We start from the raw sequence: 14,669 nt of genomic DNA on the forward strand, positions 1-14,669 counted from the left end.
ATTTCTTCATCCCCCTGGCTCCGTCAGCGTAACGACTGCAGCCGCTCACCCGCACTCACCACTTCGGTGAGCCGAATACCCAGCTTGTCCTCAACGACCACCACTTCACCGCGCGCAATTAAACGGCCATTCACCAGTACATCCAGCGGCTCGCCCGCTTGTCGGTCCAACTCAACCACCGCCCCCTGCTGTAATTGCAACAGCTCGCGGATCGGCATTTCACTGCCCCCCACCTCAAGCGTGATACGCACCGGAATGTCCATAACCATGTCCAAGTCCGGCACACTTGCACTGCGCTCTCTCAACCGCGCCTGACGCAATACTTCGGAGCTCCCGGGTTCACCACTCTCCTCTGCTTCGATCTGCTGGCGCAGCCTTTCTCTCTCACGGCGCAGGTCATCTGGTTCCGTCATTGCCCGTCTCCGGCGCCTCAGGCGCGTCCTTTGATTTTCAGGGACAAGCGCCCCTCATTGATTTCCATGTTCGCCTTCAGTAGCGGCACCCCCGCCGCGCGCACTTCGGCCTGATCGCGACCACCCAAGCTCAGCACATCGCCAACCTGCAAGCCGGCGACCTCAGCAAGTGTCAGACTTTTTTCAGCCAGCACCCAACGCGTTGCCAAGGGCGTTTCCAATACCGCGCGCTGCATAGCCGCCTGCCACTGAGGGTCGGGCGCTCTACTCTCAGCCAACTCACTTTGCGACAAACTGTCGCGCAACGGGTCGAGCATCGCCAGTGGAAAGCACATATGGAACTCGCCGCCGCCGCCCCCTTCAGTGTCTAACTGAAAGCGACACACCACCACCGTATCTGCAGCGCCAACAATATTGGCTAACGACGGATTCAGCTCCGTGCCAATTGGCTTGCAACGCAATGCCGCGACTGGCTTACAGGCCTCTTCGAAGTCACTGTGCGCACGACTCAACAGCTTGCCAAGCAAGCGCCGCTCCGCCGGACTGAAGTCGCGACCATCGGGCGCTCCTTGCGCAGCCGTACCGCCAAAAAAAATCTCCACCAGGCGAAATACCAGACGCGCATCAAACACCAGCATAGCGGTACCCTGCAAGGGCTCGATACGCATCAGGTTCAGGCTTGTGGGCAAATAAAGTGAGTGCAGGTATTCGGTATAGGGGGAGAACTGCAATTCCAATAAGTCGATATCAACATCTTGCCCCAACACCTCGGCCAGACTATATCGAAAGTGTTCTGCGAAGCGCTTACTCAACTGCTCCAAGCCGGGCAATCGCCGCGCCCGAGGCTGGCGCCGGCTAGCCAGATCAAAACGCGCCACTTCAACTTTTGGCTCATCTAAGGGCAGGCTACCGTCATCCTGTACCGCGGCGAGCAACGCATCAATCTCAGCCTGTGATAACAAATTTTTCACGGCATCACTCCACCTTTCCGCTCGGTATCGCCACTGCACCGAACATCGGTAATTTCACCACACCGTTCACAACCAAGCTTCGAACGCCGCCATTGTGTCGAGCAGTGACTGCCGAGCTAACGGCAACAGCTGTGCCGCCGCAGCCAAATCACCCCGCTTCGCACAATCCTCGACGGCCTTAAACTGTGCGGCCAACTCACTCGCCCCGACCCCCAGGGCACCGCCTTTCATGGTGTGAGCAGTGCGTCGCAGCACCTCGCTATCAGCACGCTCAAGCGCGCTCTCAAGCTCGACAAAACGCCGCTGGTTGTCGCGCTCAAAACTCCGAAATAGATCCGGCAATTCAGCGCCCATGATCATACGTAGTTCTTCTAGCTGAGAAGTATCTATCATCCCGCTGGCCACGCCCGTCGCTAAAAAATGCATTATAGCCACAATCCTTGCGCTCGCGCTTAAGGCGCCGCTCTAAGCCCGCGACTGTCCAGTACAATTTCGCCAACCCCCGCCAAACGCTTGGCGGCGGCCACCAATTCCTGCTGTGCCCGCGCTATATCTGCAGCGCGGCCATCGCCGGCCAGGCGAGGAGCCACCGCCGGGTGCTGGCTCTGCAGCGCCGCCTGCAAGCGGCCGCGCAGCTCGCCAGCCGCGCCCTGTAAGGCGCACTGCACGGTCAGCGGATTGAGCTGGGCAACCAACACATTGAGATCGTCATCGCCCAGACGCTGCAACTGTTCAAACCCAAACATCAAATCTTCAACCCGCTCAGCAAGCCCGGGGCGGCGCTCCCGCAAGCCCTCGAGCAAAGCACTCTCGCCGGCCACATCAAGCTCATTTAACAACGCCGCCGCCAACGATTCACCGGCCAGGTGACGACTCGCACCGTGACTCATATCGCCGAGATACTGCTCTATCAACCAGTCCAGCTCAGCGAGTGCCGCCGCCGACAATGACTCCAAAGAGGCCAGTCGCGACAACAAATCCCGGCGCCGTTCCAACTCGAAACACTGCAGCACCTCGGCGCCTTGCGCGGCCTCCAGGCAGGCGATCACCACCGCCTGAATCTGTGGGTGTTCGCGACTCAACATGTCGGCAATCGTCGCTGGCTCCAACCATTTGAGCTTGCCTATCTGCTGGGACTGCCCGTGAAGCTCCAAGCGGCCTTTTATCAACGCGGCCTGCTCCTCTCCCAAAGCCGCTTCCAACAGACTGCGCAACTCACCCGCCTGCCCCGGCCTGACCAAAGAGACCCGCAGCAAATCGCTGCCAAAGCGCTCCAGCAGCAAATCCAATTGCTCGGCATCCGGTGCCGTAATACTCGACATTTGCCCCGCCAATTGCTGCACTCGGGCGGGGCGCAGCTCGCGAAGCACTGCCGCAGCAGACTCAGATTCCAAGCCCATCAGAATCATCGCCGCCTGCTCCGCGTTACTTAGCGGCAGTCCTGCGCTGTCTGCCGCGGCCTCATCCAACCAACAATCCAAGACTGCCGCCACTCGCGCGGGCTCCTCAGCGGCACTGCTGCGCAGCGACCGCAGACGCTCACGATAATCCCGGCCACTCACTTCGCCAGGCACTGCCGGCGCAGCGACAAGCAGCTGAATCAGCACAGCAAGTGCCAGCCCCCCGCCCGCGGCCATCAGCGACACACTCAAAGCCAGCGACTGCTGCAGCAGAGAGCTCATCAAGGCGCTAACCAGCAGCAACAGCAACAGCAACAGCTGTAGCACTTGCGGCATTCTTACAAGGCCAGTTAGCGGCATTGCTGCGCCCCAGCCAAAGTTGTCGATTTTTTGACAAAACCCAAAAAAACCATCAAGACACCAGCTATTAGTCATTTTTTTGACAGTCCAACACTCACAAAGCCGGCATTACGCCGCCAGAGATGCGATGTCAGACGCCCTAATGACGTTTACAGCAGGATACGGGCCAACTTTTTTAAGAGTGCAACAGACACTGGCGGGCCTTAGCGCTAGAGACGGAGTTCGACAAAAGGCAGCGCCCCAGCGCCGCCAACATCGACGCTCTGACTGGCATCAAAAGGGTGAGCCGGGCGTTCAGCACTGCGGTCAATCTGCAAATTAGCAAAATCGAACAGCTGGCTATCAGCCATTTGCGAGGGGGCGATATTCTGCATCGCGGAAAAAATTTTCTCGATCCGGCTACCATCCTGCTTTTCCCAATCCAGGAGCATCTTGCGGATATTCTGCCGCTGCAGATTTTCCTGGGAGCCACAGAGATTGCAGGGGATGATCGGAAACTGCTTGTAAGCCGCAAATTTTTCAATATCGGCTTCGCGACAATACGCCAGTGGCCGAATAATGACATTGCGCTTGTCGTCCGACAGCAGCTTAGGTGGCATCGCCGCCATCCGCGAGCCGTAGAACATATTCAAAAACAAGGTCTGGACAATATCGTCTTTGTGATGACCTAGCGCAATTTTATTGGCGCCGATCTGCTCAGCAAAGCCGTACAAAGTGCCGCGGCGCAGTCGCGAGCACAGGCCGCAAGTGGTCTTTCCCTCGGGCACTTTCTCTTTAACGATGGAGTATGTGTCCTTATTGACGATGTAATACTCAATACCCAGCGCATCGAGATATTGCGGCAGCACATGTTCGGGAAAGCCAGGCTGCTTCTGATCCATATTCACCGCCACCAGCTCAAACTTCACCGGCGCACTCTTCTGCAGATTCATCAGAATATCCAGCATGGCATAACTGTCTTTTCCGCCAGACAGACAAACCATCAACCGGTCACCCTCTTCAATCATCCGATAGTCTTCAATGGCTTGCCCGGCATGGCGACGCAGACGCTTTTGCAACTTATTAAATTCAAGCTTGGGCATCGGCGACGTTTCGGGATGGGGAAGATCTGAAGCGGAAAACATGCATCTACCTGCAAAATGAGTCGAAGAAATGAGCCGCGCATTATATAGAGTTGGCTAAATATCAGCCACTGGCGATAAAAATTCTGCCTTCAACCCCGCTTAGCGCCCCTCCGACTGGTAATCCAGCGGCTAGATGTCTATCATTAGCCCGCCAAAATCTGCTGGCATGAGGTGTTTTTATTTACACGGCCAGACCCCGGCACGGGTGCATGCCGGACTGTGCAATCCACGTCCGGTCGCACCCGCTCACAACAGGTTTAGACCAGATCATTCACCAGAAAGGGAACGTCCCATGAAACAACCCGTTCGTGTCACCGTTACCGGTGCAGCAGGCCAGATCGGCTACGCACTGCTTTTCCGCATCGCCTCAGGCGCTATGCTGGGCGACGATCAGCCCGTTATTCTGCAACTGCTGGACATCACTCCTGCTCTGGACGCCCTGCAAGGCGTCAAGATGGAACTTGAAGATTGCGCCTTCCCGCTGTTGAGCGGTGTAGTATGCACTGACGATCCAAACGTTGGCTTTAAAGACAGCGACTACGCCCTGCTGGTTGGTGCCCGTCCCCGTGGCCCCGGCATGGAACGCAAAGACCTGCTGGAAGCCAATGCGGCCATCTTCTCTGTTCAAGGTAAAGCGATTGACGAGAATGCCAGCAAGAACATCAAAGTGCTGGTTGTCGGCAACCCCGCCAACACCAACGCGCTGATCACCCAGCGCAATGCGCCGTCCATCGACCCGCGCAACTTCACCGCGATGACCCGTCTGGACCACAACCGCGCCATGACCCAAATCGCCCAGAAGACTGGCAAAACTGTCAACGACGTCACCAACATGACGATCTGGGGCAACCACTCTGCCACACAATATCCAGATCTGTTCAACACCAAAGTCTCCGGCCAGACGGCCTCAGACTTGGTTGATCAAGAGTGGCTGGAAAACGACTTCATCCCAACGGTTCAACAACGCGGCGCTGCGATCATCAAAGCGCGCGGAGCCTCTTCTGCGGCCTCTGCAGCAAATGCGGCAATTGATCATATGCGCAGCTGGGCACTGGGTACTGAAGGCGACAACTGGGTTTCCATGGGCGTCTACAGTGACGGCAGCTATGGCATCCAAGAAGGCCTGATTTACTCCTTCCCCTGCCGCTGCAATGACGGCCAGTGGGAAATCGTACAAGGCGTTGAGGTCAATGACTTCAGCCGTGCAAAAATGCAGGCTACCGAGCAAGAACTGGCCGAAGAACGCGACGGCGTTAAGCACCTGCTGCCCTAAGGGCTGAGTGTAAAGCCAAGCCAAAGGCGACCTAGATGGTCGCCTTTTTTATATGGACAAGATGGACAGCGCAATGGAAAAAACGGCAATTGTCATCGGCGCCAGCGGCCTCGTTGGCCAAGCGCTAGTCAATGAATTAGTCGACAGTCCGGCATATACTCGCATTCACTGCATTACCCGCCGGCCGCTGACACTGCGCCACGACAAAATTCACAACACCGTCATTGATTTTGAGCAACTGGAACACTCGGCCGATCAATTCCGCGGCGACTGCCTGTTTTCCTGCCTCGGCACCACCCGCAAGCAAGTCGGCTCAGTGGCTGCCCAGCGACGGATTGACCTGGACTACCAATTCCACGCCGCCCAGCTTGCCGCCCAACAAGGCGTCGATCACTATGTGCTGGTCTCCGCCATGGGCGCCAACCCACGCAGCCGCAGTGCCTATATGCAAATGAAAGGTGAATTGGAAACAAGAGTCGCCACACTGGGCTTTGCGCGGATGAGTATTTTTCAACCCTCTCTACTCACCGGCGATCGCGACCACAAACGGCCAGCCGAAGACCTATCGGCCCCACTGCTCAGCGGCCTTTGCAAATTGCCAGGATTGCGTAAATACCGCCCGATTGCCGCGACAGAATTAGCCAGAGCTATGTTGCAGTGCAGCCTGCGCGAGGGCGCAGCCATTGAGCACTACCCCCTCGACCGCTGCTTCCCCTAGATCGCAGCCAATAACAGCAATGGAATCAATCGTGCTCTTCAGCGAACAGCGCACCGGCACTGAGGCCGTTACTTTCAAACATCACTCGCAGCGTTTTTAAGGCCTCAACCTGAATTTGTCGTACTCGCTCACGAGTTAGGCCGATTTCTCGCCCCACTTCCTCTAGTGTCGCCGCTTCGTGGCCCCGCAAACCAAACCTGCGCACAACCACTTCCCGCTGCTTATCGCTGAGCTCATCCAGCCAGTGATCAATGCAGTCTGACAGGTCCTCATTCTGCAGTATTTCGCTGGGATTGAGTGCATTGTGATCAGCGATGGTATCCAACAGTACCTGATCCGAATCTTGCGCCAGCGGCACATCCACCGAACCCACTCTCTCTTTTAAACCGCACAAACGCTTGGCCTCTGCCACTGGGCGGTCTAACTCACGCGCCATTTCCTCTGGCGAAGGCATATGATCGAGTTTCTGACTCAGCTCCCGTTCCGCTCGCAGATAGCTATTCAACTCCTTCACGACATGAATAGGCAGGCGTATGGTGCGCGTCTGATTCATGATCGCCCGTTCAATAGTCTGGCGAATCCACCATGTGGCATAGGTTGAAAAACGAAAGCCGCGCTCTGGATCAAATTTTTCAACCGCGCGAATCAGGCCTAAATTACCCTCCTCAACCAGGTCCAACAGACTCAGGCCGCGATTCAAATACCGCCGTGCGATCTTGACGACAAGGCGCAAATTACTTTCGATCATCCGCTTGCGGCCCGCGTCATCGCCCTTGCGCGCCAAGCGGGCGTAATGCACTTCTTCCTCAGCCGTCAGCAACGGCGAGTAGCCAATTTCATTTAAATAGAGCTGAGTAACATCCAACTCGGCGCCGTGCCGCTTGCTGCGCTTGAGCCGACTGATACCTTTTTCCGCAGTTTCTTTGCTGCTATCGATACCCTTCGCCAAGCCCTTTGCGGCCCCTGCCGAATCTCCCTTCGATTCATATACCCGCATCGTCGAATCCTTATATGCAAGATTGTTATTGTTCGACTAGGGTGACACCCTTTGGTATTGCCGCTGCTTCAGCTAGCGCCGATTAAGCAGCTTTAGGGGATCAACCGGTTTTCCGTCTATACGAACTTCAAAGTGCAATTTTGCAGAGTCGGTACCGCTATCACCAAGCTCCGCGATCTTGTCACCGGCGTTAATGCTATCTCCCTCTTTAACCAGCAAAAGACGATTGTGCCCATAGGCACTCAAATAACGTTCCGAGTGTTTAAGGATAAGCAGGTTGCCGTAGCCGACCAATCCACTACCGGCATAAACCACTACCCCACCGCGAGACGCCCTTACAGGCTCACCCATTTTCCCACCGATATCAATACCCTTATGCGCTTGCCCCGTCGCAACAAAACCGCGCAGCAAAGGCCCCTTTATCGGCCAGCGCCAGCGTTCATCACCGGCAACGGCAGCGACCTTCGCCGAGCGCGATGGCACTTTAGGCGGTACAGATTTTTTTTCGACTGGACGGGCCACAGTAGTCGCCTTCGACTTAACGGGCTGGCGCGACGGCGCTTCGTAGCGCTCCTTAAGCTGGACCGCCTGGCCCGGGTAGATAACGTAAGGAGGAGAGATATTGTTAGCGTTTGCTAACCGTTGGACATCGAAGCCATAACGCCAAGCGATAGAAAACAAGGTGTCACCAGCGCTGACGATATAGTAGGGGGGCGGTTTTTCTGCAGGGTTATAACGATCGAACACCGGCGCGGGCCGATGCCCTCCGGCGCAGCCTAACAAGCATATAGATAACAGTAAAAAGACAATTTTAACTGGTCTTCTAAACACTGCCTCACTCCGCGCACACACTGCTTTAACGCCTGCAAAACAGGCCGCCAATCCGCGCAAGCCGACACCGCCAGCCCCCAAAAAGGTGCGATTCAGCAGCATGTTTTCACTATTAATCGTAATGTAAAGACTCCGTTTTAGAAAAAAATAATCTTATAAAGTCTTAATTTCTACTGGCGAAGTAATCGATGAACAGCACCAAAAGGCAACCCAGCAACATTAGCGCCAAACAAAGCGGCCACTGCGATTCTCCCTGCAGAGCGTACTCGGCCGGCCAAACATTGTGCAAATTCACCGCGCTCTCGACACCCGGCAGCCCGCCATCGCCAGACAATTTCCAGGGCCAAATGATGGCCAGAGATCCCAGCAAGATCCCGGTCAGGGTCGCCAACAAGGGTCGGCGGTGATGGTGCATCAAATAACTCAGCAAGCGAACAAACAGCATTAACCCGCTCGCGCAGCCCAGGAGAAAGACGGCAATCACAGCGACGTCGGCGGTTTTGATTGCACCAATGACCGGCTCGTACATGCCCAACAGCAGCAGAATAAAGCTTCCAGAAATCCCCGGCAGTATCATCGCACAGATCGCCAGCGCCCCGGAGCCAAACACCGTCAGCATATTGACAGGCACCTCTGCGGGGCGCAGCGTTGAAATCGCCAAAGCAAATAACAAGCCCAGCGCCACAAAAATCAGCCGTCGCCCACCGTTGGGAATCTGCCGATATACCAATAGCGCCGAGGCCAGAATCAAGCCGAAAAAAAATGCCGCCAACAGTAATGGCTGCTCCTGTAAGGCCCACGATATCGCCCGTGCCAACGACAGCACACTCAGCGCGATACCCAGCAGCAGACTCAGCAAAAAGCCACCGTTGACATACTGCCAGGCAGCGCCCACGCCGTCGCTGAACAACAGCCGCAACGCCTGCACATTGCAGGCCTTAAGGCTGTCGATTAATTGATCGTAGATACCGGTAATAAACGCTATCGTGCCACCCGAAACGCCGGGCACAATATCAGCGGCCCCCATTGCAATACCGCGCAAGAAGACGCCGCCGCTCAGGCCTTTCATAGGCTTTCCTTGTTGATAAATCAGGCGACTACGCCACTGAGTAAGGGGACAAACAGCACCGGTTCGATACACTGTTCTTCAATGCCGTCTTCCCGGCGGTCATAAACATACAGGCTCTGCGGCTTACCCTGCTCGCCAACGGGAATCACCAATCGCCCCCCAACCGCAAGCTGCTCCAGCAGCTCCGGCGGCACCACTTCGGGCGCGGCAGCAGACAAAATGGCGTCAAACGGGCCGCGCTCCGGCCAGCCCATGCCCCCATCGGCGTGGCGTAAATGCACATTGTGCAAACTCAAATGCCGCAGGCGCTTACGCGCTTTCTCCTGTAGGGGGCGAATACGCTCAACACTGAACACCCGGCCAACACACTGGGCCAGAATTGCGGTTTGGTAGCCTGAGCCCGTCCCCACTTCCAGCACCCTCTCCCGCGGCCCACCCGCCAGCAGCAACTCCGTCATGCGAGCGACGATATAGGGTTGAGAAAGGGTTTGCTGAAAGCCAATTGGCAAGGCGCTGTCTTCATAGGCCCGATGAGAGAGCGCCTCGTCTAAAAAGATATGGCGCGGCGTAGCGCGCATAGTATCGAGCACTCTCTGGTCTGTGATGCCCTGCTCGCGCAGCCGCTCGATCAAACGGTCCCGGGTGCGCTGAGAAGTCATCCCAATGCCTTGCAAATTGATGCTACTCACCTTTGCTATTCTCTTTTTTATGGCCTTCAGGCGTTAATAAATTCTCGCACAAGCGCAGTGGCGAAGCAGCCCCTGGGCAGAGAAAACTGTAACTGCAGCGTGTCTTCTGCCAGCCACTGCCAGCGCAATTGCTGGGGAATCACCCGCAAACTGCGTCGCTCCATTTTCATGGCGTGACGGCGCAGCCCCGCACAAAAATCTTCGTTAGCCGAAAACACCGCCTCTTCCAGGGCGGCCACATCGGCGCTCACACTATGACGGCCAGCACTGCCATACAGCGGCCCGCTGGGGTGGATATCGCCTTCTAGCAAACGCCGCGCGATAACACTGTCAGCATCGGCAGCGAATACACTGCCACTGTCGCGCAGGCTGAACAACTCACCACTGAGCGCCGTCACCCAGTTTCCCGCGCGCAAACGCGCCGCCAGCACCTCATTAAACAGGTAAGAGCGCGCTGAAGACAAATAAATACCACGTTGAAAGCGCTGGGGCCGCAGCTCGCCGGCAAACCACTGCCGACACGCCGTGAGATTATCTCCGCCTATACCAAAACGCTGCTCGCCGAAGTAATTGGGAAAACCTGCGGACAATTGCTCCAGCCGATTCTCCAGCTCTTCGCGATCGCCGACCACCTCTCTCAGGGTCAACACAAAACGATTGCCACGGTGACTACCAGGGCGCAATTTCTGCCGGTGGCGGCCCCAGCGCAGCACCTGCCAACGGGAGTCCGCCGACTGCTCTGCGCTGTCATCCCAATTGCGGCCAGTTTTACCGGGCAAGTGTACACAGAACCATTGTCGGGTCAGTGCGTGGCGATCTTTGAGGCCGCTATAGGTCACGGCGCGCAGCGAAACACCGGCCATCTCCGCCAACCGGCGCGCCACATAATCGGTGTTATCACCGCTCTTCTCTACCCACAGCCAATCGAATTCGCCATCGTTGCTGAACTCCAGCTCAAACAACTCCTCGACTTCAAAGTCCTCTCGACAGCTGCGCAAGCGCCCCGTCGCTTGCGGCACACCCAGCGCTCTGGGCCAGTCAGGCAACATTGTTGCAGCGCTCCAACACCACCACCGCGTCAACGGCTATGCCTTCCTCTCGACCGACAAAGCCCAGCTTTTCAGTGGTGGTCGCCTTCACACTGAGTTGCTGCATCTCTACGCCGAGGATCTCAGCAAGACGCCGCCGCATCGCCAAAATATGGGGGGCCAATTTAGGGGCTTGAGCGGCAATGGTGATATCCGCATTGCCCAGAACATACCCCCGCTCCACAATCAATCGATAGCAGTGCTGCAACAGCTGCGCACTATCGGCGCCGCGATAGGCCTCGTCATTATCGGGGAAGTGTTGGCCAATATCGCCCAGCGCCAACGCGCCTAGCAAGGCATCGCATAAAGCGTGTATCGCCACATCGCCGTCGGAGTGCGCCAAGAGGCCGCGGTGATAATCCAGTTTGACGCCACAGAGAACCACGTGATCACCGTCGCCGAAACGGTGAACATCGTAGCCGTGACCGATGCGAATTCCCGTCATGATTTGGCAATCTCCTCGCCGCGCTGTGCGTGTAAATAAAAGGCCGCCAGCGGCAGGTCTTCGGGGTAAGTAATTTTAATATTGGCCGCGCTACCCGCCACCAAACGCACACGCCCCCCGCTGTGCTCAATTGCCGAGGCTTCGTCGGTAACCGCCAACTGATTTTTGCGACAGTAGCGCAGCGCCGCCAACAATTCGCCATAGCGAAACAACTGCGGAGTTAAGGCTCGCCACAACTGGCTGCGATCCAAAGTGGCATCCACCTCATCGCGATCATTACCGCGTTTAACGGTGTCGACAAGCCGGGCAGCCAACAGACCGCCGCAGTGTTTATCCGCGGTTTCGGCAATGAGTGATTGCAGATCCGCCCGGCTTAAACAAGGCCTAGCGGCGTCGTGCACCAATACCCAATCGGCGTCACTGGCCTGCCCTTGCAGAGCCAGCAGCGCCATCTCCACTGAGTCAGCTCGCTCACTGCCACCGACCACGGCGTGCACTCGCGGATTGTGGCTCAGGGCTAAAGTGGCAAAGTGATCATCATTGGGGTGGAGGGCGACAAGCACCGCCTCGATCCGCGGTTCGTCAAGCAGGGCTGTGACGCTGTGCTCGAGCACACAGCGGTCCAGCAATGGCAGATATTGCTTGGGCTGAGTGGCACCAAAGCGACTGCCGGTGCCCGCGGCCGGGACAATCGCCCACAGTCGTGGTATCACGGTGATTCTTCTATTATCAGGTAAAACGTTTCGCCCTTCCTAACCAGCCCCATATCATTGCGGGCCCGCTCTTCAATGCTGTCCAGGTTGTTCTTAAGACTGTGCACCTCGCCCAACAAGCGCTCATTGCGATCGCGCAGTTCGGCATTGTGCTGCTGCTGCTCGGCGATTTCCCGGCGCAAGCTGACAATTTGCTCCCAACTGCCACTGCCGTTCCACAGGCGCAGCTGCAGCGCGAACAGAATGATCATCAGCAATATCAGCAGTCGGCGACGGGTCATTGTTCTTCCTGGACGCCCTCGACTGCCAAGCAGCGCGAGGGCGGGCACCAGCGAATAGCGCTAGGCACGAAACTCATCGCGGCCACGATAGGCAGCACCCAGTTCCGCTTCAATACGCAGCAGGCGATTGTATTTAGCGACCCGGTCTGAGCGACACAGCGAACCGGTTTTAATCTGTCCCGCTGAGGTCGCCACCGCTAGGTCGGCGATGGTGGTATCTTCCGTTTCACCACTACGGTGGGAAATCACCGCCGTGTAGCCGGCGTCCTTGGCCATTTTGATCGCATCCAAGGTTTCAGTCAGCGAGCCAATTTGATTGAATTTAATAAGAATTGAATTGGCGATTTTGTTATCGATACCGCGCTTCAAAATGCTGGTATTGGTCACAAACAGATCGTCGCCAACCAGCTGCACGCGCTCGCCAGTCAGCTCAGTCAATGTCGCCCAACCGTCCCAATCGCTCTCATCCATACCGTCTTCGATAGAAATGATCGGGTAGCGCTGGGTTAAGCCGTCCAAATAGGCCGCAAAACCGGCAGCATCAAATTCTTTGCCTTCGCCGCTGAGTTTGTACTTGCCGTCCCGGTAAAATTCCGATGCCGCACAGTCCAGCGCCAGGGTTACATCTTCGCCAAGCTTGTAGCCGGCATTCTTCACCGCTTCGGCAATTACTTCCAAGGCCGCTTCATTCGACGGCAAATTCGGCGCAAAACCGCCCTCGTCGCCCACCGCCGTACTGAGTCCGCGACCGGCCAGTACTTTCTTCAGCGCGTGGAAGATTTCGGCACCAACACGCAGCGCCTCGGCAAAGCTATCGGCAGCAACGGGCTGAATCATGAATTCCTGAATGTCGACATTGTTGTCGGCATGCTCACCACCATTGATGATGTTCATCATCGGCACGGGCATGGTGTACTGGCCTTCAGTGCCATTGATCTGCGCAATGCGTTGATACAGAGGAATACCCTTTTCAATCGCCACCGCCTTAGCGACTGCCAGGGACACAGCCAGTATGGCATTGGCACCAAACTTCGCTTTATTTTCAGTACCGTCAGCATCGATCATCGCCTGATCGATAGCACGCTGGTCTTCAGCGTCCATCCCCATCAGCAAATCCCGAATGGCCGTGTTGATATTGGCCACCGCTTTGGTAACACCCTTACCAAGATAGCGCGACTTGTCGCCGTCTCGCAGCTCAAGGGCTTCACGAGAACCCGTCGATGCGCCCGAGGGAGCACAGGCCGAACCGACCGCGCCTGACGCCAGCACCACGTCAGCCTCAACAGTCGGGTTGCCGCGTGAATCCAACACCTCGAATGCTTTGATATCGACGATTTCTGCCATGTGATGATCTCCTGTCTAAAAGTCTTGTCACAGCGCTGTCGACGCGCCGTCAATGAGTTAAAAATAGCGATAAAAATAGTTAACGAATATCCAGCGGCGGCAACGATTTCACCAAATCATCAACGGCCTTCATCTGCTGCAAAAACGGTTTCAACGCGGTCAGTGGCAAGGCGCTTGGACCGTCGCAGAGAGCCTTATCGGGGTCCGGATGGGCTTCTAAAAACAGGCCCGCCAAGCCCTGGCTCATACCCGCACGCCCAAGCTCTGCCACCTGATGGCGACGCCCCCCAGAGGCCGCGCCCATAGGATCGCGGCACTGCAAGGCGTGGGTAACATCAAAAATCAATGGTGCACCACCACTCACTTCCCGCATGGTGCGAAAGCCCAGCATATCAACCACTAAATTGTCGTAACCGAAATTGCTGCCACGCTCGCAAAGCATCACCTTGTCATTGCCGCACTCGGCAAATTTTTCGACAATGTTTTTCATCTGTGCGGGGCTGAGAAACTGTGGCTTTTTAATGTTGATCACAGCGTCAGTAGCCGCCATCGCAGCAACCAAATCCGTTTGCCTGGCAAGAAAAGCCGGCAACTGAATCACATCGCAAACCTGCGCCACCGGCTCGGCCTGATAGATCTCATGGATGTCGGTAATAACCGGGACATTAAATGCCTGTTTGATCTCTTCAAATATCTTCAGGCCCTCATCCATACCCGGCCCGCGGTAGGAGTGAATAGACGAACGATTCGCTTTGTCGAAAGACGCCTTGAAGACATAGGGAATACCCAGCTGCGCACATACATCGACATAACTCTCGGCAACGCGCATGGCCAAATCCCTGGACTCCAGCACATTCATTCCGCCAAACAGTACAAAAGGCAGGTCATTGCCGACGTCCAAATCAACCAGCTTGAGGTGTTTATCCTGCATATTTCACTCCGGTGACCAGGCG

Annotated in this window: 17 protein-coding genes; 2 read left to right on the plus strand and 15 right to left on the minus strand. The window is 56.4% G+C overall.

Annotated elements, in window-relative coordinates:
- Positions 1-23: 23 nt before the first annotated feature.
- The 5 genes from fliN to ttcA form a co-directional block, all read right to left on the minus strand.
- Positions 24-413 carry a flagellar motor switch protein FliN gene (fliN, locus tag ABYM29_RS07220; protein ID WP_372863978.1) on the minus strand — a complete coding sequence of 130 codons (390 nt, stop codon included), beginning with the start codon at positions 411-413 and terminating at the stop codon, positions 24-26.
- Positions 414-430: 17 nt separating this feature from the next.
- A complete protein-coding gene (gene fliM, locus ABYM29_RS07225; RefSeq protein WP_372863980.1) occupies positions 431-1,384 on the minus strand; it encodes a flagellar motor switch protein FliM in 954 nt (317 codons plus the stop codon).
- A 66-nt stretch (positions 1,385-1,450) separates the two neighbouring features.
- Positions 1,451-1,777 carry an Hpt domain-containing protein gene (locus ABYM29_RS07230; RefSeq protein WP_372863981.1) on the minus strand — a complete coding sequence of 109 codons (327 nt, stop codon included), beginning with the start codon at positions 1,775-1,777 and terminating at the stop codon, positions 1,451-1,453.
- Between the two features lie 59 nt (positions 1,778-1,836).
- Positions 1,837-3,111: a FliG C-terminal domain-containing protein gene (locus ABYM29_RS07235; RefSeq protein ID WP_372863983.1), complete on the minus strand. Its 1,275-nt coding sequence runs from the start codon at positions 3,109-3,111 to the stop codon at positions 1,837-1,839.
- Between the two features lie 242 nt (positions 3,112-3,353).
- On the minus strand, positions 3,354-4,226 hold the full coding sequence (gene ttcA / locus ABYM29_RS07240) for a tRNA 2-thiocytidine(32) synthetase TtcA (RefSeq protein ID WP_372864025.1): 873 nt from the start codon (positions 4,224-4,226) through the stop codon (positions 3,354-3,356).
- Positions 4,227-4,560: 334 nt separating this feature from the next.
- Between ttcA and ABYM29_RS07245 the strand changes: the two genes are divergently transcribed.
- Both ABYM29_RS07245 and ABYM29_RS07250 read left to right on the plus strand, forming a co-directional pair.
- Positions 4,561-5,541, plus strand: a complete 981-nt coding sequence (locus tag ABYM29_RS07245) for a malate dehydrogenase (RefSeq protein ID WP_372863985.1) — start codon at positions 4,561-4,563, stop codon at positions 5,539-5,541.
- A 73-nt stretch (positions 5,542-5,614) separates the two neighbouring features.
- Entirely contained in the window at positions 5,615-6,259 is a 645-nt protein-coding gene (locus ABYM29_RS07250) for an NAD(P)H-binding protein (protein WP_372863987.1), read from the plus strand.
- Between the two features lie 25 nt (positions 6,260-6,284).
- Here ABYM29_RS07250 and rpoS read toward each other — a convergent pair whose 3' ends face one another.
- The 10 genes from rpoS to kdsA all read right to left on the minus strand — a co-directional run bounded on the left by rpoS (position 6,285) and on the right by kdsA (position 14,647).
- Positions 6,285-7,256 carry an RNA polymerase sigma factor RpoS gene (rpoS, locus tag ABYM29_RS07255; protein ID WP_372863989.1) on the minus strand — a complete coding sequence of 324 codons (972 nt, stop codon included), beginning with the start codon at positions 7,254-7,256 and terminating at the stop codon, positions 6,285-6,287.
- 72 nt (positions 7,257-7,328) lie between these two features.
- The gene (locus ABYM29_RS07260) at positions 7,329-8,189 is read right to left on the minus strand and encodes a peptidoglycan DD-metalloendopeptidase family protein (RefSeq protein WP_372863991.1); all 861 of its coding nucleotides are present in this window, start codon (positions 8,187-8,189) and stop codon (positions 7,329-7,331) included.
- Between the two features lie 61 nt (positions 8,190-8,250).
- The gene (locus ABYM29_RS07265; RefSeq protein ID WP_372863993.1) at positions 8,251-9,156 is read right to left on the minus strand and encodes a DUF368 domain-containing protein; all 906 of its coding nucleotides are present in this window, start codon (positions 9,154-9,156) and stop codon (positions 8,251-8,253) included.
- 20 nt (positions 9,157-9,176) lie between these two features.
- Positions 9,177-9,815: a protein-L-isoaspartate(D-aspartate) O-methyltransferase gene (locus ABYM29_RS07270; RefSeq protein ID WP_372863995.1), complete on the minus strand. Its 639-nt coding sequence runs from the start codon at positions 9,813-9,815 to the stop codon at positions 9,177-9,179.
- Positions 9,816-9,871: 56 nt separating this feature from the next.
- Positions 9,872-10,894 carry a tRNA pseudouridine(13) synthase TruD gene (truD, locus tag ABYM29_RS07275; protein WP_372863997.1) on the minus strand — a complete coding sequence of 341 codons (1,023 nt, stop codon included), beginning with the start codon at positions 10,892-10,894 and terminating at the stop codon, positions 9,872-9,874.
- Complete coding sequence (gene ispF / locus ABYM29_RS07280; RefSeq protein WP_372863999.1) at positions 10,884-11,378, minus strand: 2-C-methyl-D-erythritol 2,4-cyclodiphosphate synthase; 495 nt, start codon at positions 11,376-11,378, stop codon at positions 10,884-10,886. The genes truD and ispF overlap by 11 nt, the downstream gene beginning before the upstream one ends.
- Positions 11,375-12,091: a 2-C-methyl-D-erythritol 4-phosphate cytidylyltransferase gene (ispD, locus tag ABYM29_RS07285; protein ID WP_372864001.1), complete on the minus strand. Its 717-nt coding sequence runs from the start codon at positions 12,089-12,091 to the stop codon at positions 11,375-11,377. Before ispD ends, ispF begins: the two co-directional genes overlap by 4 nt.
- Positions 12,088-12,372 (minus strand): cell division protein FtsB, encoded by a 285-nt coding sequence (gene ftsB / locus ABYM29_RS07290; RefSeq protein WP_372864003.1) that lies wholly within the window; start codon positions 12,370-12,372, stop codon positions 12,088-12,090. The genes ispD and ftsB overlap by 4 nt, the downstream gene beginning before the upstream one ends.
- A 60-nt stretch (positions 12,373-12,432) precedes the next feature.
- Complete coding sequence (gene eno / locus ABYM29_RS07295) at positions 12,433-13,716, minus strand: phosphopyruvate hydratase (RefSeq protein ID WP_372864005.1); 1,284 nt, start codon at positions 13,714-13,716, stop codon at positions 12,433-12,435.
- Between the two features lie 79 nt (positions 13,717-13,795).
- Positions 13,796-14,647: a 3-deoxy-8-phosphooctulonate synthase gene (kdsA, locus tag ABYM29_RS07300; RefSeq protein WP_372864007.1), complete on the minus strand. Its 852-nt coding sequence runs from the start codon at positions 14,645-14,647 to the stop codon at positions 13,796-13,798.
- Between the last annotated feature and the right edge of the window lie 22 nt (positions 14,648-14,669).

Source organism: Spongiibacter sp. (genome assembly GCF_041602295.1).
Classification (GTDB): domain Bacteria; phylum Pseudomonadota; class Gammaproteobacteria; order Pseudomonadales; family Spongiibacteraceae; genus Spongiibacter.

Excerpts from the sequence above, each read along its gene's own strand:
- fliN (WP_372863978.1), bottom strand. The coding sequence starts at position 413 with ATGACGGAACCAGATGACCTGCGCCGTGAGAGAGAAAGGCTGCGCCAG.
- ABYM29_RS07230 (WP_372863981.1), bottom strand. The coding sequence starts at position 1,777 with ATGATAGATACTTCTCAGCTAGAAGAACTACGTATGATCATGGGCGCT.
- ttcA (WP_372864025.1), bottom strand. The coding sequence starts at position 4,226 with ATGCCCAAGCTTGAATTTAATAAGTTGCAAAAGCGTCTGCGTCGCCAT.
- ABYM29_RS07245 (WP_372863985.1), top strand. The coding sequence starts at position 4,561 with ATGAAACAACCCGTTCGTGTCACCGTTACCGGTGCAGCAGGCCAGATC.
- ABYM29_RS07250 (WP_372863987.1), top strand. The coding sequence starts at position 5,615 with ATGGAAAAAACGGCAATTGTCATCGGCGCCAGCGGCCTCGTTGGCCAA.
- rpoS (WP_372863989.1), bottom strand. The coding sequence starts at position 7,256 with ATGCGGGTATATGAATCGAAGGGAGATTCGGCAGGGGCCGCAAAGGGC.
- ABYM29_RS07260 (WP_372863991.1), bottom strand. The coding sequence starts at position 8,189 with ATGCTGCTGAATCGCACCTTTTTGGGGGCTGGCGGTGTCGGCTTGCGC.
- ABYM29_RS07265 (WP_372863993.1), bottom strand. The coding sequence starts at position 9,156 with ATGAAAGGCCTGAGCGGCGGCGTCTTCTTGCGCGGTATTGCAATGGGG.
- ABYM29_RS07270 (WP_372863995.1), bottom strand. The coding sequence starts at position 9,815 with ATGACTTCTCAGCGCACCCGGGACCGTTTGATCGAGCGGCTGCGCGAG.
- truD (WP_372863997.1), bottom strand. The coding sequence starts at position 10,894 with ATGTTGCCTGACTGGCCCAGAGCGCTGGGTGTGCCGCAAGCGACGGGG.
- ispF (WP_372863999.1), bottom strand. The coding sequence starts at position 11,378 with ATGACGGGAATTCGCATCGGTCACGGCTACGATGTTCACCGTTTCGGC.
- ftsB (WP_372864003.1), bottom strand. The coding sequence starts at position 12,372 with ATGACCCGTCGCCGACTGCTGATATTGCTGATGATCATTCTGTTCGCG.
- eno (WP_372864005.1), bottom strand. The coding sequence starts at position 13,716 with ATGGCAGAAATCGTCGATATCAAAGCATTCGAGGTGTTGGATTCACGC.
- kdsA (WP_372864007.1), bottom strand. The coding sequence starts at position 14,647 with ATGCAGGATAAACACCTCAAGCTGGTTGATTTGGACGTCGGCAATGAC.